The following is a 20578-nucleotide window of genomic DNA, read 5'->3' on the forward strand; positions in this document are numbered from 1 at the left end:
GGAAATAAAAATTGGTTATATTTGCAGCACAAAAGATGGTTGCTCGTCGCCTACAAGGCGTCATCAATGACTCATAATTGTCTGCTATTCCAAAAACGTCTGTATATGAAAAGAAATATTATTCTTGTTTTCGCTATTTCTATATTTTTTATTTCCTATGGACAAAATTTTGATTCATATTTCATAGATAAATCTCTGCGTATCGATTATATCTTTGCCGGGAACGCCCAGAAGCAGGAAATATTTTTGGATAAAGTCTGTTCTCTACCCCAATGGGCCGGACGCCGACATCATCTGGATAAACTGCCGTTGAGAGGAAACGGTCAAATAGAAATGAGGGATACCGAAAGCAACAAGATTATTTATCGAACTTCATTTTCTACTCTCTTCCACGAATGGATTTGTACCGATGAGGCAAAGCAAGTTTCCAAAGGGTTCGAATATTCCTACCTCTTGCCTTTTCCAATAAACCCTGTCCAGATAACAGTCTCTCTCACCGACGGTTACGGAAAAGTTACAGCGTCTTTCCAGCATCTTGTAATCCCGTCAGATATACTTATTCAAGAGAAAGGAGGTGAGCATATCACCCCGTATAAATATTTACTGAAAAGCGGTGATTATCAAGAATGTATAGATATTGCCATATTGGCTGAAGGTTATAACAGGGACGAGACAGAGCTGTTTTACAATGATGCGGAAAAGGCTTGTGAAAGTTTGTTTGGACATGAGCCTTTCAAGAAGATGAAAAAGCACTTCAATGTTGTTGCGGTTGCCAGCGAATCGACCGACAGTGGAGTGAGTATACCGCATGACAAGTCTTGGAAACAAACGGCTTTCAGCTCTCATTTCGACACATTTTATTCACGGCGTTATTTGACATCGAGCAAAGTGAAGGCCATACATGATGCTTTGGCCGGTATCCCTTACGAGCATATCATCATACTGGCCAATACTCCGGAATATGGTGGCGGAGGTATATATAATGCTTTTACACTCACTACATCGCGCCATAATATGTTTGCTCCGGTGGTAGTGCATGAATTCGGACACAGTTTCGGGGGGCTTGCCGACGAATATCACTATGAGGGTGATACGACTCCCGATATTTATCCATTGGATGCTGAACCTTGGGAACAAAATATAACTACATTGAAAGACTTCTCTTCTAAATGGCAGAACATGCTAAAGAAAGGAACTCCTGTCCCTACCCCCACTCCAGATGATTGTACAGAACGGTATGAACCGGGCGTATATGAGGGTGCCGGATATTCCGGAAAAGGTATCTACCGGGGCTCTCCTTCTTGTCGCATGAAAGAGAATAATGCTTCCCGTTTCTGTCCGGTCTGTCAACAAGCACTCGAAAAGCTTATTTTGTTTTATACCGAAGCAGAATAGTTTTTTTAAGTTTTACGCGGTTATCGACAAGGTTTCGGGACGGACTGTTCTGAACGAATGTTTCGAAAGCAGTAGGAATATTATATTCTTCTTTCCCCTTATTCTTACAAAGAAGTATCAGCAAAAAATTGTATTCCTAAACGAAAAACAAAATCAGCATTTGTGCTATAATCACTCTTAAAAACATACATAGAGGATATACCGTAGCATATGAAACAGCGGGATTGTCTCCCGGAATTGTATCATTGGCATAATTCAGAGCCATCGGGTTGGCCATACTCCCACACATCATCCCTGAGACGGAACCAAAATCAAGGTGATTTACTTTCATGGCAACAAGTCCCATTATAACAATCGGAACAAATGTAATGGCAAATCCTAAACCTATCCACAATAGACCTTCGGGACGAAAAACGGTATCGAAAAAATTACGGCCGGCATCAAGTCCCAAACAGGCCAGATACATGGACAATCCCATTGCTCTCAACATCAGATTGGCGCTACGTGTCGTATAGGTAATCATATGCAAACGTGGTCCAAAGCTACCAATGAGAATCCCTACAATAATAGGGCCTCCGGCTATACCGAGCTTAACCGGTGTAGCCATTCCCGGGAAGGTTATGGGTAATGCTCCTAAAGCCAACCCCAGTACGATACCGACGAAAACGGCTACTAAATTGGGCTCACTCAGGCTTTTTACCGCATTTCCTAAAACCGATTCTACGTTTTGTATGGCTGCGGCTTCGCCTACTACGGTCAGACGGTCACCCATCTGCAAAACCAAATCGGGTGTCGCCAATAATTGCACTCCCGAACGGTATACCCGACTGATATTGATACCGTAGTGATTTCTCAAACGTAATGAACTTAATTTTTTCCCGTTAATTTCCGGCCGGGTCACAACGATACGTTGGGATATGAGTTGGCTATCTATCGCGTTCCAGTCGATATCTTTTTTATTCCAGTCTTTTGCTTCATGTTCTCCAAACAACATGGTAAGAGCATCGACATCGTTTTCCGACGTGGTAATTACCAACAGATGGTCTTTGTCTTTCAATACAGTCTCGGAAGTGGGAATACATACCCGCCCGTCTCTCCATAGCCGGGAAATAACGAATTTTTTTGTACTGCTATGTGCTACTTCTTTTACTGTCTTCCCGAATATCCCGGGATTATGTACTTGAAACTCGGTAATGTATACCGGCTTATTATGTTCAGAATCGGCTGCTACCAAATCTTTAGGTGTAACAAATAATTTGCGGATGACGAATATGGCCAGAATAACACCCAATACTCCCAGCGGATATGTAACGGCACAACTCAATGCAGCACCGCTTGCGGGAAGTCCTCTTTGTATCAGTGTCTGCTGTGCCGCTCCCAAAGCGGGGGTATTGGTCGTAGCTCCACATAGAATACCGACCATATCGGACAGTGGCACATCGAGTATAAAATGGAACATCAGTGTCATAACCGTACCTAAAAACAATACTCCCAATGCTAATGTATTCAGTGTTATTCCTCCTTTCCTGAAAAGGCTGAAAAAACCGGGACCGACTTGCAGACCCAACGCATATACAAATATTATCAAACCAAAGCTTTCGGCATAGTTCAACATTTTAGGATCGACCGATAATCCTAAATGTCCGGCTAAAATGCCTATAAAGAATACAAATGTGACACCTAATGAAATCCCTGCAATACGTATTTTCCCCAACGCTAACCCCAATGCCGAAATCAATGAGATAATGACAACTGCTTGCATGGAGGTATTATCCAGAAATAAACTGTCGAACCAACTCATGTTTTTATCCTCGTTTTCGAAATGCTGGGCAAAGATATAAGAAACTGCTTTATTTTTGCATATTCTTTCAAAAAACTATACTTCATACAGGATAAAAACAACGGATGAATACGAGAAACAAACCGGCTACATCTGATATATACAGATATAACCGGTCGCCTAAATTTTCCCATGGAAGTAATTCGGTCGGGTCTATTTTGTGTTTTTTTACCTTCTTTTTTCTACGGCTTTCTGAAATTCGAGTTTCAGCAAATCTATCGTTTCTTTTACTGTTGTTATTTTTTGGGCTAAAAAAGCATTAGCTCCGGCAAAAGCATATCCTTTTTTCATATTTCCCTTAGCGGCATTGTACAAAGCTTTGATTATGCAATAAGGACTCTTGGTATAATCGCAGGTGCGGATACAGTGGAAAGAACATCTGGCGGGTCTTTCCCGGCCTGATTTTACACTTTTTATAAATTCTCCGGAGATTGCTCTCCCCGGCATACCTACCGGACTGGTTATAATCTCTATATCTTCTTCCGATGCATCGATATATGTCTGCTTGAATGCCAATGAGGCATCACACTCTTTTGTGGTTACAAATATACTCCCCATTTGTACGGCAGCAGCGCCTAAATTCATCAACCGATAAATATCCTTGCCGGTATGTAATCCTCCTGCTGCGATTACCGGTATCTGGCAATGGTTCTCGTCCTCATATTTTTTCACAACCTGGACTACTTCCGGAACGATATGTTCAAGCGAATAGCTTTCATCTCCAATCTGATTGTTCTTATATCCTAAATGCCCTCCGGCTTTAGGGCCTTCTACGACAATCGCATCGGGCAAATAATTATAATTGTGTTTCCACTTTTCACAAATGAGTCCGGCAGCTCGTGATGAAGATACGATGGGTACCAATTTTGTCGTACTTTTGTTATCAAGATAGGAAGGTAAATCCAACGGGAGTCCTGCTCCTGAAAAAATAATATCGGCTTTCTCTGCGATGGCCGTCCGCACCATGTCCGAGAAATTGCTCAGTGCGACCATTATGTTCACACCGATTACTCCCTGGGTTTTTTCTTTGGCTTTTCGCAATTCTTCACGAAGGCCCAATATGCTGTTTTTTAAATAATCTGTCGATAATTCAGGATACAATAGTCCCAATCCGGCACAAGAGATTACTCCGACACCCCCTTCATTTGCAACAGCTGATGCCAAACCTGAAAGAGATATTCCGACTCCCATTCCTCCTTGTATGAGCGGTAACTTTATTTCAAGGTTACCTATGTAAAAAGATTTCATTGTTCTTGTTTTTGATATTATATAATAATGGCATAACCGGTAATATAAAAAACAGGTACATCCTAAAAGGATATACCTGCTCTATTGTGATTTACCTCTCATGTCTTATTTGGTAACGAGCTCGCAGTGATAAGTAAAATCTTTATCACTACCCTTCAAAATCAATTGCGGGGAAGAGCTTCTTTCACTACCATAGGACGACCTGCATATTCTGCACCGTTCAATTCCTTGATAGCATTACGAGCTTCGTCATCGTTTTCCATTTCAACGAAAGCGAAACCTTTAGAACGATTTGTCATGCGGTCGATAATCAATTTGGTTGATATTACCGTACCATAATCTTCCATAACTTGTTGTAAATCCGATTCCTTAACACCATAGTTAAGGTTACCAATGTAAATATTCATACAAAAAAATATAAAATAAATAATAAATAAATTTGAAACAATAAAAGTTTAGGAAGGTCTGTTATGACAATGGGGAGAACTTAATAAATAATTATCAAGAAAACAACAAAGTTGATAATAGAACAAAATAAACTCATTTTGTTTGTAGGTGTAAAGGAAAGCATTAATTTTGATTCTGCTATCCATATATGCAATTATTTTCTCAAAGACCCCAATATTTATACTATATGCGTATATTTTAACAAATAAGTTCAATTTATCGGGGGTCAGGACAGGAAACTTCAGGTCATAAGGGAATCACCCTTTCTTTCCTATTTTTCTTCAAAAAGAGAATGGATGCCTTACTTGTTCCAGTATAAAGTCGGCCCTTTGGTTTACCGGTATTCGCGGAAGTATACAAGTCTGATAGCCTAATGACTCATAGGCCGATTTCAATTGATAAAAAGTCTCTTCAGCCTCTCTTGTATCTTGTTTTCGTTCTGAATCGGTCTCGTATATCTCTTTCCAAAATGGGAAGATGAATATTTGCGGATTATAGCGGTACGACTTCACTGCATTCATCAAAGCATCTGAAACAGGCTGACGGATCAATAAACAATATCCATAGGTATCGGGAATGCCTCGGTCAAAAAAGCAGATATTGTCTTCATTTTGATATTGTATAAAATCACGAACCGAATGTTGAAGCATCAGTTCGGAATACTTTTCACGGTTTTTCCAAGGCAAGGCATCCCCATTTATCGATATTTGTTCTTTAATGATAGGCCGGGCTACTTCGGGAATACAAATGTATCCTCGTCTTTCCAGCTCTTGCAACACACTGGTCTTACCTGAGCCGGGCCCCCCGGTTAGGACATAAAAATTGGACTTTTGCATATGTAATATAATCAGGAAGCAGGACTGTTTTATGAGAAAAGCTTACGAGCACAAGCAACGCCTTCTTCATATAAGTCCTTGAGTTTTTGAATATCTTTTTCGATGCGGCCGACCTGCATGGGCTGTTCCGGGCGAATGACAATAGCTGTTCCTTCATCTTCCATGCGGTCTATCATATCCATCGTTTCATTATATTTTTTATTTCTTATTGCAAGGCTTTTTCTGATTAAAGGGTATTTACGATAAAAGAAAGGGGGAACTTTGATTTCCTTTTCGTCTTTCCTGTATCCCTTATTACGGGTAAGTACCAATACGTTTCGAGAGAAACCTTCTTCTATTGCTCTTTTTACCGGTATCGAATCACAAATGCCTCCATCGAGCATGGGAATATTGTCGACCCAAGTCACAGGGCACACAAAAGGCAAGCTACTGGAAGCCCGGCAAATATCGAGCAATCTTTGGGGCGACGATTTTTCTTCCATATATTCGGCTTTACCGGTAAGGCAATTGCTGGTAACCATGACAAACCGGGTAGAAGAATGGAAATAAGTGGCGTAATCATAGGGCAAAATGCGGTTGGGCAAATCATCAAACAGTAACTTGAAATCCATGATATTGCGCTGGGAAAACATGTATTTCAATCCGACGTATCGGAACTCTTCAAGTATGTCTATATTGCTCCGGCGAGCCCGCCCCTTCTGCCGGGATACGTAAGAGAGTCCATTGCAGGCTCCTGCCGAGACTCCGATTACGTACGGGAACCATATATTATGGTCCATAAAATAATCGAGTACTCCGCATGTGAATATGCCTCTCATGCCTCCTCCTTCGAGGACCAAACCCATATTTTCCACATTCGTCACCATAGCATTTAAGTTTTTTCCAATATCTTCAAAACAAGATTTACCGTTCTTCAGAGCCTAAATTTTCTGGCAAAAAGAATTTGCAATACCGGCTCGAGCAAAGGTTAAACAGTCTCTTGGTTATATAAAAAGGGATGCCGTATATTACCCAACATCCCTTCCTGTTTTTCTTTGTCCGTCTGCTCTTATTTGTCATGCAGGATTGAACATCGTCTTATCCACCCCACATACCGGACAATGGAAGTCATCGGGTTCTTTATTTATATCTCCCTCGTATACATATCCACAAACCGAACATACATACCGGCTTGCCGTATCATCGGCCACTGTTTTTTCTTTTTGTGGCTCAGCATCACCTTGGTATGTCGGCGCATTTTTCGGAGCGTTTCCTTTTATCACTTTGTGATAGTAATCATATGTCATCGGCACTCCTTCGCCTTGACGTGTATCGATTACTTTTCCTAATATCACGCAATGTGTACCGCAATCGGTCATATTTGTAACTTCACATATCAACTGACCTGCAAACTTGCTCTTCAACAAGGGAACTCCACAATTTATTTCGTAATCGAAATCTTTATATTTGTCTTTCTCCTTACTGCATTGGAAGCCAAATACGGGTATCATCAGAGGGTCTACATCTTCCGGGATAATAGAGATGGTAAATTTGCCTGTTCTACGAATCACATCGTATGTGTAATTATCTTTATTCACCGATATGGCAACTACCGGGTCTATACTTGTAACTTGAATACATGTATTTATAATGCATCCTACCGGACGGCCATCATCACATGCTCCCAAGACATACATTCCATATGATAAATTGCGTAAAACCGTCTTGTCCATATTTTTCCTATTAGCAAGCTTTAAAACTCATATCTAATCCTTTAACGGAATGAGTCAATGCTCCGACCGATATGAAATCGACTCCACACTCAGCATATTCGCGCAATGTATCGAAGGTGATACCTCCCGATGACTCGGTCTCATATTTCCCCCCGATACGCTCTACTGCCTTACGAGTGAGCTCGGGCGTAAAATTATCGAGCATAATGCGGTCTACCCCACCTACTTGCATAACCTCTTCGAGCTCGTCCATATTGCGTACTTCGATTTCGATTTTCAGATTTTTGCCTTTTTCTTTCAGATATTCATGTGCCCGGGTTATGGCATTTTCTATCCCTCCGGCAAAATCGATATGATTATCTTTCAATAAAATCATATCGAAAAGTCCTATGCGGTGATTGACTCCTCCTCCTATTTTTACAGCAGCTTTCTCCAACATACGCAATCCCGGGGTCGTCTTACGGGTATCCAATACCCGAGTGTGCAGACCTTCGAGCTGTTTTACATATTTGCGGGTTACGGTTGCTATCCCGCTCATTCTTTGCATTACGTTCAACATAAGTCGTTCTGTCTGCAGTAAAGACTGCACTTTCCCCTCGACGACAAAGGCTATGTCGCCCGGTTTTACTTCTGCGCCGTCTTCGATATATACGGTCATTTTCAATTCAGGGTCAAAAGCACTAAATATGCGTCGAGCCATGTCTACTCCCGCCAATACTCCTGCTTCTTTTATCAACAACTTAGACTTACCCATTTCATCGGCAGGGATGCAGCATAATGTTGTGTGATCACCATCACCTATATCTTCAGCAAAAGCCAATTTTATAAGGTCATCTATCAACTTATCCATTACAATTTTTCTATTTATCCATTACAATTTTTCTATTCTTATTTGTGTTATCTTGTTTTTATTCGCATTCGAGGCAATAAGACAGTGTACTCTGAAATCTCCAGACTGTGTCTTCAACTGACCTATCATATATCCTGACGTTCCTTTCTGACTCTGATGGATGACAGAAAAAGAGGCAGGCTTGTTCCGGGAGAAAAAATCGGATAATTTCTTACCGGCCGCATCTTTAGTTAACTGTTGCTGCTGTCCGTCCAAAATAATCTGGACCTTATCGCTCATTACCTGCACCAGCTTGGCGGTATCACCTGTACGGAAAGCATTTGATGTTTCCTGAACCACATCTTGCGAATAGGCTACTGTTGCCAGGAGTAAAAACATCCATGTAACAGCCATAATTTTCGATTTCATATTCTCAGGTTTTAGTGTACACTTCGTGTCAACCCCACCGGATATTTTTCTCCGTACCATCTTAGAGCTTGTCTAAATTTTCCAATAAAAAGACTATATGTCCTGACTTCTCTAAAACTACTTTCAAAAAACGTCCGTGCAAAATTCATACTGATTCTTATCCTCAACTAAGCACTCATCGTCTCACAGTTTATATATTCTTTCTGAGGTTTTTATTACCTTTGCCTATAAATATTATAAATACGACTTACGGATACCGGAATCATCGTATCTGATGCAAATGTAAATAAAAAAGTGATAAAAAAGAATCAATCGCAATGAAAATACATCTCTTAGTAGTGGGCAAAACCACAGCCACCTATATTTCGGATGCTGTCGATGAGTACTGTCGCCGACTCAAGCATTATATAACATTTGATATGGAAGTGATTCCTGAATTGAAGAATGCCAAAAACTTGAGTTTTGACCAACAGAAAGAAAAGGAGGCCGATATGATACTCAAGTGCCTGTCTCCGGGTGATTATATCGTGCTGCTTGATGAGCGAGGCAAGGAATATTCTTCTCTCAAATTTTCGGAATATATAGAGCATAAAATGCATACTGTACCTAAACGGCTGGTTTTTGTTATAGGCGGGCCTTACGGTTTTTCCCAACGGGTATACTCGACCGCACAAGAGAAAATATCGCTTTCCAAGATGACTTTTTCGCATCAAATGATACGTATGATATTTATCGAACAGCTATATCGCGCCATGACGATACTCAACAACGAACCTTATCATCACGAGTAATCTGTATTTTAACGGGATTGATGGTTATCAGTCTTCTACCTTCATAAGGTCGGACATAATACTATCGGAGACAAACAGCCCCGAACGGGTCAGTTTAAGATTATCACCCGACAAAACCAATTTGCCGGTATCTATATACGGTTTTGCCAAAGCCTGGCAATATTCTCTCATATCACGGCCAAAGTTTTCTTCTATACAGCGGAGGCTGAGTCCCCACATCGTACGCAATGAAGTCAATATCATATCATTATAACGGCTGTTTGTGTCCAGTATTTCCGTTTCATATGCGTTGGAACCGTGGGAGATTTTATTCATATACCCGGATATGTCTTTTATATTCCAACGACGGCATTTGCCATCATAGCTATGGGCCGACGGGCCTAATCCCAGATACGGCACATCGAGCCAATAAGACGTATTGTGCTGTGAATACATACCCGGCAAAGCAAAATTCGAGATTTCATAGTGTTCATATCCGGCAGCCTCCAATGTATCTATCAAACAGTCGAACATATCGAGAGACAATTCATCGTCGCATTCTGAAACTTTTCCCGATTCGAGCATACGGAATAAGGCTGTTCCTTCTTCATATATAAGACTGTATGCAGAAATGTGTGCAGGTCTTAAGGCTGTAGCCCTCCTCAGATTGGACTGCCACCCTTGTATCGTCTGCCCGGGCAATCCGTATATCAAATCGATACTGATGTTTTCGAATCCTGCTTCACGACACCGGATAAATGCTTCTTCTGCTTGTGCTGCCGTATGACGGCGATTTAAGAAAAGCAGATCGTCATCGTCAAAACTTTGTATTCCCATACTTATCCGATTTATCGGGGTATGCTTCAACATGGTAATATAATCAGCTTTCAAATCGTCAGGATTGGCTTCTAACGTAATTTCTTTACAAGCAGATAGGGGCAAGTGCAATGACAAGGCATCAAAAATCCGGACAAGCTCTTCTCCCGATAATTGAGACGGAGTGCCTCCTCCTATATATATAGTATGTACGGGTGCATTTTCCAATTCTGCATACCGCATGTCTAACTCGCGGCAGAGAGCATCGACATAATCTTTCCGTAAATGCATACGTGTATCAGAAAAGAAATCGCAATAGATACATCTTTTCTTACAAAAAGGAATATGTATATAAATGCCTGCCATAATCAGAGGACAAAGATAAGGTATATAAGTATGTATCCTGAAAAAAAGAAATGTTAAATATTGATTTTTTACTGTTTTCTAACATATTGCCTCTCATTGTTTTTGTCGATATTAATTTATAATTTGCGAACGCTTTATTCCTTTTTAACAAGGATAAAGATTACCGAATGTTTCACCTTAAATCATTTGAAATATGAAAGTATATCAATCGAATGAAATTAAAAACATTGCCTTATTAGGCAGTAAAGGCTCCGGAAAAACCACTCTCGCAGAAGCCATGCTCTACGAGTGTGGTGTGATAAAACGTAGAGGTACCGTAGATGGGCAAAACACCGTATCGGATTATTTCCCGGTGGAACGTGAATATGGATATTCAGTGTTTTCCACCGTTTTTTATGCCGAATTTTTGGGTAAAAAGCTCAATGTAATCGACTGTCCGGGGGCCGACGATTTTATCGGAGGGGCTATCACCGCTCTGAATGTAACCGACACCGGAGTCATCGTTATCGACTCTCAATATGGTGTCGAAGTAGGTACACAGAACATATTTCGCTATACCGAAAAACTGAACAAACCCGTATTGTTTNAACAAAATAGTACGAGTACAATATCCTATAAGCTGCGGTCCGTCTTTCAATGCCATGATAGACGTACTGAAAATGAAAATGTACCGATGGAAACCGGAAGGTGGTGAGCCTGAAATATTAGATATTCCAGACAGCGAAAAAGAAAAGGCGGCCGAATTGCATCAGCAACTGGTAGAAGCTGCGGCCGAAAATGACGAAGGTCTTATGGAAAAATTTTTCGACCAAGGTTCTCTTACTGAAGACGAAATGCGCGAAGGCATACGCAAAGGCCTCGTCACACGCAGCATATTTCCTATCTTCTGTGTAAGTGCGTTACGAGATATGGGTGTAAGGCGAATGATGGAATTTCTCGGAAATGTAGTTCCATTCGTATCGGAAATGCCTAAGCCTATCAACAACGAGGGTGATGAAGTAGCTCCTGACTCCAACGGACCTACCAGCTTGTTCTTTTTCAAGACAACAGTGGAGCCGCATATCGGGGAAGTCTCTTATTTCAAAGTCATGTCAGGAAAAGTACGCGAAGGAGACGACTTGCTAAATGTCAATCGGGGCAGTAAAGAGAGACTGTCTCAAATATTTTGCGTATGTGGACAAATCAGGACCAAAGTGGAAGAACTTGTGGCCGGGGATATCGGTGCTACAGTAAAACTCAAGGATGTACGTACGGGAAATACTCTTGACGGTAAAGGTATAGAATATTATTTTGATTTTATTAAATATCCCGACCCTAAATTCCAACGTGCCATAAAGCCACAGAATGAAGCAGATGCTGAAAAACTAAGCGAAATACTTACCCGCATGCATGAGGAAGATCCTACTTGGGTGATAGAACAGTCAAAAGAGCTGAAGCAGACCATTGTTTCAGGACAAGGAGAATTCCATCTGCGCACATTGAAATGGAGAATAGAAAACAACGATAAATTGATGGTCAATTTCGAAGAACCTCGCATTCCTTATCGTGAGACCATTACAAAACCCGCCCGAGCCGACTATCGTCATAAAAAACAATCGGGCGGTGCCGGGCAATTCGGAGAAGTCCATCTTATCATAGAACCTTATTATGAAGGGATGCCCGCTCCCGATACGTATAAATTCAATAATCAGGAATACCGCATGAATGTCAGGGACACTCAGGTTATCGACCTCGAATGGGGCGGAAAACTGGTATTTGTAAACTGTATTGTGGGTGGTGCCATTGACGCCCGTTTCTTACCGGCTATACAAAAAGGCCTTATGGACCGTATGGAACAAGGACCACTGACAGGTTCCTATGCTCGGGATGTACGCGTGTGCGTATATGACGGGAAAATGCATCCAGTAGATTCGAACGAAATTTCATTCCGTCTGGCCGGCCGAAATGCTTTCAGTGAAGCATTTAAAAATGCAGGCCCTAAAATACTGGAACCTATATATGATGTAGAAGTGCTGGTTCCTGCCGACAAAATGGGTGATGTAATGAGTGATTTACAAGGCCGCCGCGCTATCATCATGGGCATGTCGAGTGAAAAAGGATTCGAAAAAATACAAGCTAAGGTACCTTTGAAAGAGATGTCTACCTACTCTACAGCGTTGAGTTCTATCACCGGAGGCCGCTCCTCATTTACCATGAAATATGCCTCATACGAACTTGTACCGTCAGATGTGCAAGATAAACTATTGAAAGAATATGAAGCAACGCAATCGGCTGAATAGTTAGATTGTAAATAAAAACACCTAAAATGTTAAATTAACTCAAAAAGTCATCATTCTCATGATGACTTTTTGCATTTAAACATTTGTTTGTTAAATTTGCACTGAAGTGTTAAATAAAAATGTTCGAAAAAATTTTTATTTAGTTAAACAATTTGACATTAATCTCTGTTTATAATATAAAATTGTTCGAAATATTCGTAACAATAGAATAATAAAGGCAAATAGATTTTTAAATTATAATAAAAATCGAGTCATTGAGAAGGATGGAATAATATGAAGAAGTCGACAATTTGGTTGTTGGTATTGATTATGGCTCTGACATTTATCGGGTTGCTCTATCTGCAAATCAGCTATATGGAGAATATGGTAAAAATGCGGAACGAGCAATTTTCAGAAGCAGTAAAGCGTAGTCTGTACGGCGTATCCTCAAGTATAGAGCAGGATGAGACCAAACGATATCTCGCAGAAGATATAGAAGAAACGCAGAAAAGACTGCTTTCTTTTGAGCATGGAAGGAGTTCCATCGGAAAAGATATAGTTTCGCAACACGGCTTCTCTATCGTATCACCCGACGGTACAGTATCAAACTTCAGTTTTAGAGAACAGACCAGTACGATACTCATGAAACCGAAAATAAGCGGTACGACAGGGAAAGACTACAACTCGATTACAAATACATATAAGGGGATGCAGGAAATGCTCAAAGGGCAATATCTGTACCAAAAAGGATTGCTTGACGAGGTTATCTTGAAAATATTGAGTACAGCCAGTACGCGCCCTATTATGGAAAGAATCGATACGAAACGGATAGATAATTACCTGAAATCGGAATTGCAAAATAACGGACTGAACATTCCTTTTCAGTATGCGGTTGTCAATAAAAACGGGAAAATACTATACAATACACCAGAGTATAGTCCAGAAGAGGAGAATGCTCTCTTTACTCAAATATTGTTCCCCAATGACCCGCCCAATAAGTTGAATTATCTAAAAGTTTATTTCCCGACGAAAAAAGATTATATATTCAGTTCTATTCGGTTTATGATTCCGTCGTTTGCCTTTACTTTTATATTGCTGATAACGTTCCTGTTTACAATCGTTACCGCATTCCGTCAAAAAAGGCTGACCGAAATGAAAAATGATTTTATTAATAATATGACACACGAGTTTAAAACTCCGATATCGACTATATCCTTGGCTGCGCAAATGTTGAAGGACCCGGCCGTAGCTAAAAGTCCTCAGATGTTCCAACATATATCGGGAGTGATAAACGACGAAACGAAGCGGCTGAGATTTCAAGTAGAGAAGGTTTTACAAATGTCTATGTTCGAGCGACAGAAGACCATGATGAAACTCAATGCTGTGGATGTAAACGACTTGGTAACCAGTGTAATGAGTACTTTCAAATTGAAAGTCGAGAAATTTGGCGGTACTATCGATGCTGACTTGGCAGCAGAAGATGCCATGGTGATGGTCGACGAGATGCACTTTACCAATGTTATATTTAATCTACTTGACAACGCAGTAAAATATGCTCGTGAAGATGTCCCCTTGGCTCTGTTTATCCGGACACGTATCGAAGGAGATAAGGTAGAAATATCGATACAGGATAACGGAATCGGAATAAAGAAAGAAGATTTAAAGAAAATATTCGAAAAGTTTTATCGAGTATCTACCGGAAATCTTCATAATGTAAAAGGGTTCGGCCTCGGACTGGCTTATGTACATAAAATCGTAACTGATTTGAAAGGTACTATCCGGGCAGAGAGCGAACTCGGAGTAGGAACAAAATTTATAATTACATTACCTCTAATAAAAAACAAATGATTATGGAAGAAAGATTGCGTATACTATTATGCGAAGATGACGAAAATCTTGGCATGTTATTGAGAGAATACCTTCAAGCAAAAGGATATGTTGCTGACCTTTTCTCTGATGGAGAAAGCGGTTACAAAGCATTTTTGAAAGGGAAATACGATTTATGTGTCCTTGATGTGATGATGCCTAAAAAAGATGGTTTTACTTTAGCTCAGGAAATACGTACGGTAAACAGCGAAGTACCTATTATTTTCTTAACTGCAAAATCTCTGAAAGAAGATATTCTCGAAGGATTCAAAATCGGGGCAGACGACTATATTACCAAACCTTTCAGTATGGAAGAACTGGTATTCAGAATTGAAGCTATTCTGCGCCGTGTAAAAGGCAAAAAAGGGAAAGAAGTCACTATGTACAAAATCGGGCGTTTTACTTTCGATACTCAAAAACAAGTATTGGCTATCGATGATAAGACAACCAAACTGACAACAAAAGAGTCAGAATTGTTGAGCTTGCTTTGTGCTCATGTGAATGAAATTCTCGAACGTAACTTTGCCTTGAAGACGATATGGATAGATGACAATTATTTCAATGCCCGCAGCATGGATGTATACATCACCAAATTGCGCAAACATCTGAAAGATGACCCATCTATCGAGATTATCAATATCCATGGTAAGGGTTATAAACTTATTGCACCAGAAATAGAAGCTAAGACTAAATAATCAACTTCAGAAAACGATTCTAAATAACCAGACTGTTTTTACAACAATCTGGTTATTTTTTGTGTTATAATTTCAAATAAAAATTCAGAGAAAAATATGAAATACATCGTTCTTTTCATTGCTTATCTCTTCTGTACTCCTACATTTGCTGGAAGTATAAAAGAGACAGCCGTACCAGCCAAAGTAAAAAATTATGTAATGAGCCATTATCCCAAAGCCCAGTCCATTGATTGGGACTTCGAGGATGATGACAACTTGTATGAGGCAAAATTCAAAATCGACAAATTAAAATACAAATTGCAAATTACTCCTGACGGAAGGCTGCACGCTTCTAAAGAAGATGTACTCATCTCTACTCTTCCGAAGCTTATTCCTCAGTATATCCGGGAACACTACGCCGGATATAAAATATTAGGTGCAAATAAAAAAGTATTCGGCAACAAAATAACTTATGATGTCGGTATCAAAGGTAAAAATGCACAGGGTAATACACGGCACTATAATGTCTATTTCGACAGCAAGGGGAACAAAATTTCACGAAAGTAAAATAAGGTTATTCAAGAATTTTGTAGGTAAACTTTATTTGCTTGAAAAATAAAGTTTATTTTATAGATTATCAAAAGGAAATTCAGGAAGAAGCGTATTTTTGTAACAGAGAGTATGCTTTTTCTTTATTATAGTCTATTTCGTCAGCTCTTCCATGTTATAAACCATACGGACTTTTCGTTTTTTATCGTTATCTTTGCCTTAGAAATTATAACATTTGTTTTTTATTCTATTATTTCAAGCATAAATTAGATTCGATATTATGAAAGTGCTTTTCTTTTTTTACCAATGGCTCATAGCTTTACCTATTTTGCTCGTACTTACTATACTTACGGCATTGACCACAATCATCGGCTGTTTTCTGGGTAATGGAAATATATGGGGGTATTTTCCCGGGCGTATCTGGTCGAAGTTATTTTGTATATTTTCCATGGTTCGGGTCGAGGTTCGCGGACGAGAAAACATCAATAAAAACACTTCTTATGTCTTTGTTGCCAATCACCAAGGGGCTTACGATATTTTTCTGATTTACGGTTATCTCGGACATAATTTTAAATGGATGATGAAAAAGAGCCTGCGCAAAATTCCTTTCGTAGGAAAGGCGTGTGCTGCTGCCGGACATATTTTTGTAGATCGCAACAGTCCTAAAAGTATTATGGAAACTCTTCATAAAGCAGAAGAAACATTGAAAGACGGTATGTCTCTTGTCGTATTTCCTGAGGGCTCAAGAACTCCGGACGGCAAATTGCACCGATTCAAAAAGGGAGCTTACCAACTGGCCATAGACCTCAATCTTCCGGTAGTTCCCCTAACTATAGACGGGTCATACGCTGTAATGTCTCGTAATACCTACCTTATCACACCGGGAAAAATGATTTTAACCATACATCCCGCTATTTACCCAGATCCACAACAAGGTCATGATATTCAAGAGTTAATGGAAAAATCATACGAAACCATCGCTTCTGCCCTACCTGCCGAAGCTGAAAATATTGTAAAAAAATCTTAATTGAAAGCAGAAAACAAGTTGAAAATTTCATAGGAAAAGAAAAAAGTTGCACCTTTGCATCGCAATAGAAAAATGACCTTGTCCTGTGGTGTAACGGTAGCACATCGGATTCTGGTTCCGCTTGTGAGGGTTCGAATCCTTCCAGGACAACAGAAAAGTTTAATCTCTTTAAAATTTAAAAGTTTTAAAGAGATTTTTTATTTGTATATCCTGTTTTATCAAATGTAAACTTCTTTATTAAAATCATACCCCCGACTTGATATTATATCATCTTTTCTAACTACTACAAATGAAGAGAGGGGAATATCTAACATTCGCCAGGCATTCTCCTCTTTTCAATAGACTAAGTATTCTATTACTTAAGAGCATCTGTAAAGTGGTCTCCATATTGAGCTGTGTTGTATATAATCGCCCATAAAGAAGCCCACAACACTCCCCGACCGTAATATTCATTATCTGTCACTGTTGCCAAACTATTGCAAGCCGGTGTCCAAGTATTGGTATGTTGAGAGTCACCTAAGAATATGATTCTTTTTTTCAGGTCTATGGACAACGAACAACCGTTACCAGCAACTTCCAATACATTAGTTACTCCTGCAGGTACATCAAAAGTTCCACTTATACCGTCTCTATAAAATGAAGCACTGAAGCTAATCTGCTGAGATGGTTTGTAGTTACTGAACGGTCCATTCTTAACGATATAATTCCACACAGGGTCATTGGTGTGGGTTGTCATCCAGGTGGCATACGAACCTGTATTATTTCTATACTTATATCCCCATGAGGCGAATTTGGTAAACAAAGCTTGATTTTCGGAATTGCTGTTGTCAAGAATGACCACGGCAAATCTATTTTTATTGGGGCTATTTTCCAACCATGTAACCAGATTGTCGTAATATTTGGATACTGTTGTCGTATATCTTCCCGAGAAAAGGACATTGACATTGTCCGGTATATTTGCTCCTACTCCAGCATCATTGCTATCGGTATTCGGCAAAACGGGAGTTACAGGTGTATAAACTATCCCTTGAGGGCCAAAAAATGTTGAGTAAGAACCATAATCTCGGAACATGCTAAGAATACCATTACCAAGTGCACCGTATCCTCCATAGAGATTGGCAACATTGATTGTTATCGGCTTAAGTACTGTCCTGACAATTGCCAAACGAGAGGTAACATCTGTCCCGGCTAAAGTCAGTTTTACGTGATAGGTTATATCCCGATTTGCATCTTTATAAAGAGTCTTAGGTAATTGAATCTTAAACTTAGTGCCCATAGCGTATTCGGTTCCCCACGACATCGCAGTACCGTTTTCACTGACTATCTTTACATCATACGTATGAGCCAATGAGGGTTCCGGCTGTTCTAACTCTGCAACCCATTTCATTCTGCTGCTGCCTTGCAATGTTATGACTTGCGTCTCATCTTGATTTTCAGACACATAAAGAGTATTGCCAACAACACCTGTACTGAAAGACATCGGTTGTTGAGTGAGAATAATTTCCTGTGACTTTACAGATGAGTCATCTGCCAATATCAGGTAAAGTTTAGCTTTCAACGTATTGTTACTTGCATTTTCTTGCTTTGCAGTCACCGTTATCCTATTAAGTTTCAAATCTGCATCGTTATGGATATCTTTCACTTCGAACGCATCGGCATTGTCTCCTTCAAGAACATATTTCCACGAGTTTACCGTTGCACCATCTGCAGATAACCCCGGATTGACAAGGAATGTGTTGGTGTTGTTTCCTATAATAGTAAGTTCCCCATCGTATTCGAAATCGATAGAAGTAACAGATGGTGTAAGTTCAAACCCCGGTTCTCCGTCTTGAATCAGGAGCATAGTACTCTGTACTGAGGGGTCTTCTTTCAGGCTGACAACCAAGAAACCATAGCGAGGACTGGTTCCTGTATTGGCTGAATGGGTATAAATAGGGATAATATTATTGACGGATTTATCACTATCATAATCGGTTACAGCAGAAGCTCCAGTTTGCTCAAAAGAGAAAAATGCTCCTGCTCCGGGCGGATAAATGGCCGCACTCCAGTCTCCCGAACCTTTCACTGCAATGGAAGGAGCTGCAACACCAGCTTTATTCGTAAAGTGAGGTATTGTTTTTGGACTTAGTTCTAAATACAAATTGCCTCCTTCCAACTGCACAATATCAATAGTTGCTTTCAAATTACCGAAAGAGAGTTCTATAATGCCACTACGCTTATCTTTTACATTGTTCAATGCCGAAGCGGAAACTGTCAGTGTCTTGCCGCTTAAAGTAACGGATATACCGTCATCGAGAACTTTTTTGCTGAGGGAAAGTGTCCCGTCTCCAAAAGTAAATATGCCCAGATTATAGTTCCCCCCATTAGGGGTAAACATTACCTTTTTGGTCGGTATAGCCAAAATGTTATCTCCGTCAAACTGTACAGTGCCATGGCTGTCCATATCCCAATAGTTGATTGAAAAACTCAATGACGCAACTTCTCCTTTATATGCCTCCAGCTCGGTAGTGTATCCTTCTTTCTTGACAGAATTAACAGTCAGCTTATATACATTATTACGTTTGAGAGATTGTCCGGACTCAAGCGGATGTACGTTCACACGATGATATGATACTGTACCAGAGCTATTGTTTTTCATTCTGATAACCAAGCAAGTAGTGTATTCATCATTCTGTTCCGGTGATGCTACGTAGTTTTCAAAAGCGTATAATTTACCTACAATATCGGCTCCTGCTTCACTTTCTACACCGTAAAGTCTCGGAATACGTTTTGCCTTCTCGTCAAAAGCGTTTGGCTCTCCATTCCATACAAACAGGGATGGATATGCATTCCATATTGATACGGATTCGAGTGTATATCCAGCAGCAGAGTTATGTATATCAAAACGAGAAACCGTACGTTGCAATACAACATTGATTTTCGTATCCTGTGACTCTTTTCTCAGTGAAGCACTCATTAGTAATGCTTCACTTTCCAATGGCTTTGTCGTATATTCCGGTACCTCCACGGAGGTACCAGTCATAAAAGCCTGAATGTCTGCTTTTGCCTGTTTAAAGGTTTTACCTTTAACGACAGTCTTCCATTCTTCTAAAGTCCAAGTACTATCGGGAGACAAATAGTTATCTCCCATATTGGCTACGACCAGGATATCATAAGCTTCAGTCATACTGAGCCCAAGGTCTGAAAAATCGAATGTAATATCCGTATTCATTATTAACGGGCTCGAAGAGGTTGCTGTAAGCTCTTTCCAACCTTTAAAAACTCCTGTCCCGTTACTATTCGATTCGAAAAAAATCAAATCAAGAGTCTTTATATTTTCTTCTCCTTCTTCGGGTGCAATAGCTGCACGTGTAGCCATTCCGCTGGTCGGGTCCTGAATACTAAAATTTATAATAAGTTTACTATCTCCTCCTGCCGAGAGCTGGTTATCGTCTTCTATAGTACATGAGGAAAAAACTACTGTCGTCAGAAGAAAGACAAACCATAATATTTTTTTCATATTACATTTTTTATTAC

General features: G+C 40.0%; 16 protein-coding genes, 1 tRNA gene and 1 pseudogene. 8 read left to right on the forward strand and 10 right to left on the reverse strand.

Annotated features, from left to right (window positions below):
* The first annotated feature begins 105 nt into the window (after positions 1 to 105).
* Positions 106 to 1395: a M64 family metallopeptidase gene (locus BN2628_RS03630; protein WP_044229824.1), complete on the forward strand. Its 1290-nt coding sequence runs from the start codon at positions 106 to 108 to the stop codon at positions 1393 to 1395.
* Positions 1396 to 1531: 136 nt separating this feature from the next.
* Here the strand turns inward: BN2628_RS03630 and BN2628_RS03635 are convergent, their stop codons facing one another.
* The 8 genes from BN2628_RS03635 to BN2628_RS03670 all read right to left on the reverse strand — a co-directional run bounded on the left by BN2628_RS03635 (position 1532) and on the right by BN2628_RS03670 (position 8736).
* Positions 1532 to 3196, reverse strand: a complete 1665-nt coding sequence (locus tag BN2628_RS03635; RefSeq protein ID WP_021930671.1) for a putative transporter — start codon at positions 3194 to 3196, stop codon at positions 1532 to 1534.
* A gap of 207 nt (positions 3197 to 3403) precedes the next feature.
* Entirely contained in the window at positions 3404 to 4483 is a 1080-nt protein-coding gene (locus tag BN2628_RS03640; RefSeq protein WP_044229827.1) for an NAD(P)H-dependent flavin oxidoreductase, read from the reverse strand.
* A 161-nt stretch (positions 4484 to 4644) separates the two neighbouring features.
* On the reverse strand, positions 4645 to 4890 hold the full coding sequence (locus tag BN2628_RS03645; protein WP_021930673.1) for an RNA recognition motif domain-containing protein: 246 nt from the start codon (positions 4888 to 4890) through the stop codon (positions 4645 to 4647).
* Positions 4891 to 5211: 321 nt separating this feature from the next.
* Positions 5212 to 5766 carry an AAA family ATPase gene (locus tag BN2628_RS03650; protein ID WP_044229830.1) on the reverse strand — a complete coding sequence of 185 codons (555 nt, stop codon included), beginning with the start codon at positions 5764 to 5766 and terminating at the stop codon, positions 5212 to 5214.
* 29 nt (positions 5767 to 5795) lie between these two features.
* Positions 5796 to 6632, reverse strand: a complete 837-nt coding sequence (locus tag BN2628_RS03655; RefSeq protein ID WP_044229832.1) for a patatin-like phospholipase family protein — start codon at positions 6630 to 6632, stop codon at positions 5796 to 5798.
* 189 nt (positions 6633 to 6821) lie between these two features.
* Entirely contained in the window at positions 6822 to 7478 is a 657-nt protein-coding gene (locus BN2628_RS03660) for a flavin reductase (RefSeq protein WP_044229835.1), read from the reverse strand.
* A gap of 10 nt (positions 7479 to 7488) precedes the next feature.
* The gene (gene nadC / locus BN2628_RS03665) at positions 7489 to 8328 is read right to left on the reverse strand and encodes a carboxylating nicotinate-nucleotide diphosphorylase (protein ID WP_087880343.1); all 840 of its coding nucleotides are present in this window, start codon (positions 8326 to 8328) and stop codon (positions 7489 to 7491) included.
* A 21-nt stretch (positions 8329 to 8349) separates the two neighbouring features.
* A complete protein-coding gene (locus tag BN2628_RS03670) occupies positions 8350 to 8736 on the reverse strand; it encodes a DUF4783 domain-containing protein (protein ID WP_157256221.1) in 387 nt (128 codons plus the stop codon).
* A gap of 317 nt (positions 8737 to 9053) precedes the next feature.
* Between BN2628_RS03670 and rlmH the strand changes: the two genes are divergently transcribed.
* Positions 9054 to 9527 carry a 23S rRNA (pseudouridine(1915)-N(3))-methyltransferase RlmH gene (rlmH, locus tag BN2628_RS03675; RefSeq protein ID WP_044229839.1) on the forward strand — a complete coding sequence of 158 codons (474 nt, stop codon included), beginning with the start codon at positions 9054 to 9056 and terminating at the stop codon, positions 9525 to 9527.
* 27 nt (positions 9528 to 9554) lie between these two features.
* On the opposite strand, the gene hemW is transcribed toward rlmH, so the two are convergent.
* Complete coding sequence (gene hemW / locus BN2628_RS03680; protein WP_044229841.1) at positions 9555 to 10688, reverse strand: radical SAM family heme chaperone HemW; 1134 nt, start codon at positions 10686 to 10688, stop codon at positions 9555 to 9557.
* Positions 10689 to 10881: 193 nt separating this feature from the next.
* On the opposite strand from hemW, the pseudogene BN2628_RS03685 reads away from it, so the two are divergent.
* From BN2628_RS03685 to BN2628_RS03710, 6 genes and pseudogenes are all read left to right on the forward strand, one after another.
* Positions 10882 to 12967: pseudogene (locus tag BN2628_RS03685) on the forward strand (elongation factor G).
* A 273-nt stretch (positions 12968 to 13240) separates the two neighbouring features.
* Positions 13241 to 14794, forward strand: a complete 1554-nt coding sequence (locus BN2628_RS03690; RefSeq protein WP_021930683.1) for a sensor histidine kinase — start codon at positions 13241 to 13243, stop codon at positions 14792 to 14794.
* A gap of 2 nt (positions 14795 to 14796) precedes the next feature.
* Positions 14797 to 15507 carry a response regulator transcription factor RprY gene (locus BN2628_RS03695; protein ID WP_021930684.1) on the forward strand — a complete coding sequence of 237 codons (711 nt, stop codon included), beginning with the start codon at positions 14797 to 14799 and terminating at the stop codon, positions 15505 to 15507.
* 96 nt (positions 15508 to 15603) lie between these two features.
* A complete protein-coding gene (locus tag BN2628_RS03700; protein ID WP_021930685.1) occupies positions 15604 to 16053 on the forward strand; it encodes a PepSY-like domain-containing protein in 450 nt (149 codons plus the stop codon).
* A 262-nt stretch (positions 16054 to 16315) separates the two neighbouring features.
* Positions 16316 to 17062, forward strand: a complete 747-nt coding sequence (locus BN2628_RS03705) for a lysophospholipid acyltransferase family protein (RefSeq protein ID WP_021930686.1) — start codon at positions 16316 to 16318, stop codon at positions 17060 to 17062.
* A gap of 79 nt (positions 17063 to 17141) precedes the next feature.
* Positions 17142 to 17212, forward strand: a tRNA-Gln gene (locus BN2628_RS03710).
* A 205-nt stretch (positions 17213 to 17417) separates the two neighbouring features.
* Here BN2628_RS03710 and BN2628_RS03715 read toward each other — a convergent pair.
* On the reverse strand, positions 17418 to 20561 hold the full coding sequence (locus tag BN2628_RS03715) for a BACON domain-containing protein (protein ID WP_044229844.1): 3144 nt from the start codon (positions 20559 to 20561) through the stop codon (positions 17418 to 17420).
* Between the last annotated feature and the right edge of the window lie 17 nt (positions 20562 to 20578).

The sequence above is a fragment of the Gabonia massiliensis genome (genome assembly GCF_001403595.1).
Classification (GTDB): Bacteria; Bacteroidota; Bacteroidia; order Bacteroidales; family Coprobacteraceae; genus Coprobacter; species Coprobacter secundus.

Coding starts and splice junctions, on each gene's coding strand:
- BN2628_RS03630 (WP_044229824.1), top strand. CDS start 106: ATGAAAAGAAATATTATTCTTGTTTTCGCTATTTCTATATTTTTTATT.
- BN2628_RS03635 (WP_021930671.1), bottom strand. CDS start 3,196: ATGAGTTGGTTCGACAGTTTATTTCTGGATAATACCTCCATGCAAGCA.
- BN2628_RS03640 (WP_044229827.1), bottom strand. CDS start 4,483: ATGAAATCTTTTTACATAGGTAACCTTGAAATAAAGTTACCGCTCATA.
- BN2628_RS03645 (WP_021930673.1), bottom strand. CDS start 4,890: ATGAATATTTACATTGGTAACCTTAACTATGGTGTTAAGGAATCGGAT.
- BN2628_RS03650 (WP_044229830.1), bottom strand. CDS start 5,766: ATGCAAAAGTCCAATTTTTATGTCCTAACCGGGGGGCCCGGCTCAGGT.
- BN2628_RS03655 (WP_044229832.1), bottom strand. CDS start 6,632: ATGGTGACGAATGTGGAAAATATGGGTTTGGTCCTCGAAGGAGGAGGC.
- BN2628_RS03660 (WP_044229835.1), bottom strand. CDS start 7,478: ATGGACAAGACGGTTTTACGCAATTTATCATATGGAATGTATGTCTTG.
- nadC (WP_087880343.1), bottom strand. CDS start 8,328: ATGGATAAGTTGATAGATGACCTTATAAAATTGGCTTTTGCTGAAGAT.
- BN2628_RS03670 (WP_157256221.1), bottom strand. CDS start 8,736: ATGAAATCGAAAATTATGGCTGTTACATGGATGTTTTTACTCCTGGCA.
- rlmH (WP_044229839.1), top strand. CDS start 9,054: ATGAAAATACATCTCTTAGTAGTGGGCAAAACCACAGCCACCTATATT.
- hemW (WP_044229841.1), bottom strand. CDS start 10,688: ATGGCAGGCATTTATATACATATTCCTTTTTGTAAGAAAAGATGTATC.
- BN2628_RS03690 (WP_021930683.1), top strand. CDS start 13,241: ATGAAGAAGTCGACAATTTGGTTGTTGGTATTGATTATGGCTCTGACA.
- BN2628_RS03695 (WP_021930684.1), top strand. CDS start 14,797: ATGGAAGAAAGATTGCGTATACTATTATGCGAAGATGACGAAAATCTT.
- BN2628_RS03700 (WP_021930685.1), top strand. CDS start 15,604: ATGAAATACATCGTTCTTTTCATTGCTTATCTCTTCTGTACTCCTACA.
- BN2628_RS03705 (WP_021930686.1), top strand. CDS start 16,316: ATGAAAGTGCTTTTCTTTTTTTACCAATGGCTCATAGCTTTACCTATT.
- BN2628_RS03715 (WP_044229844.1), bottom strand. CDS start 20,561: ATGAAAAAAATATTATGGTTTGTCTTTCTTCTGACGACAGTAGTTTTT.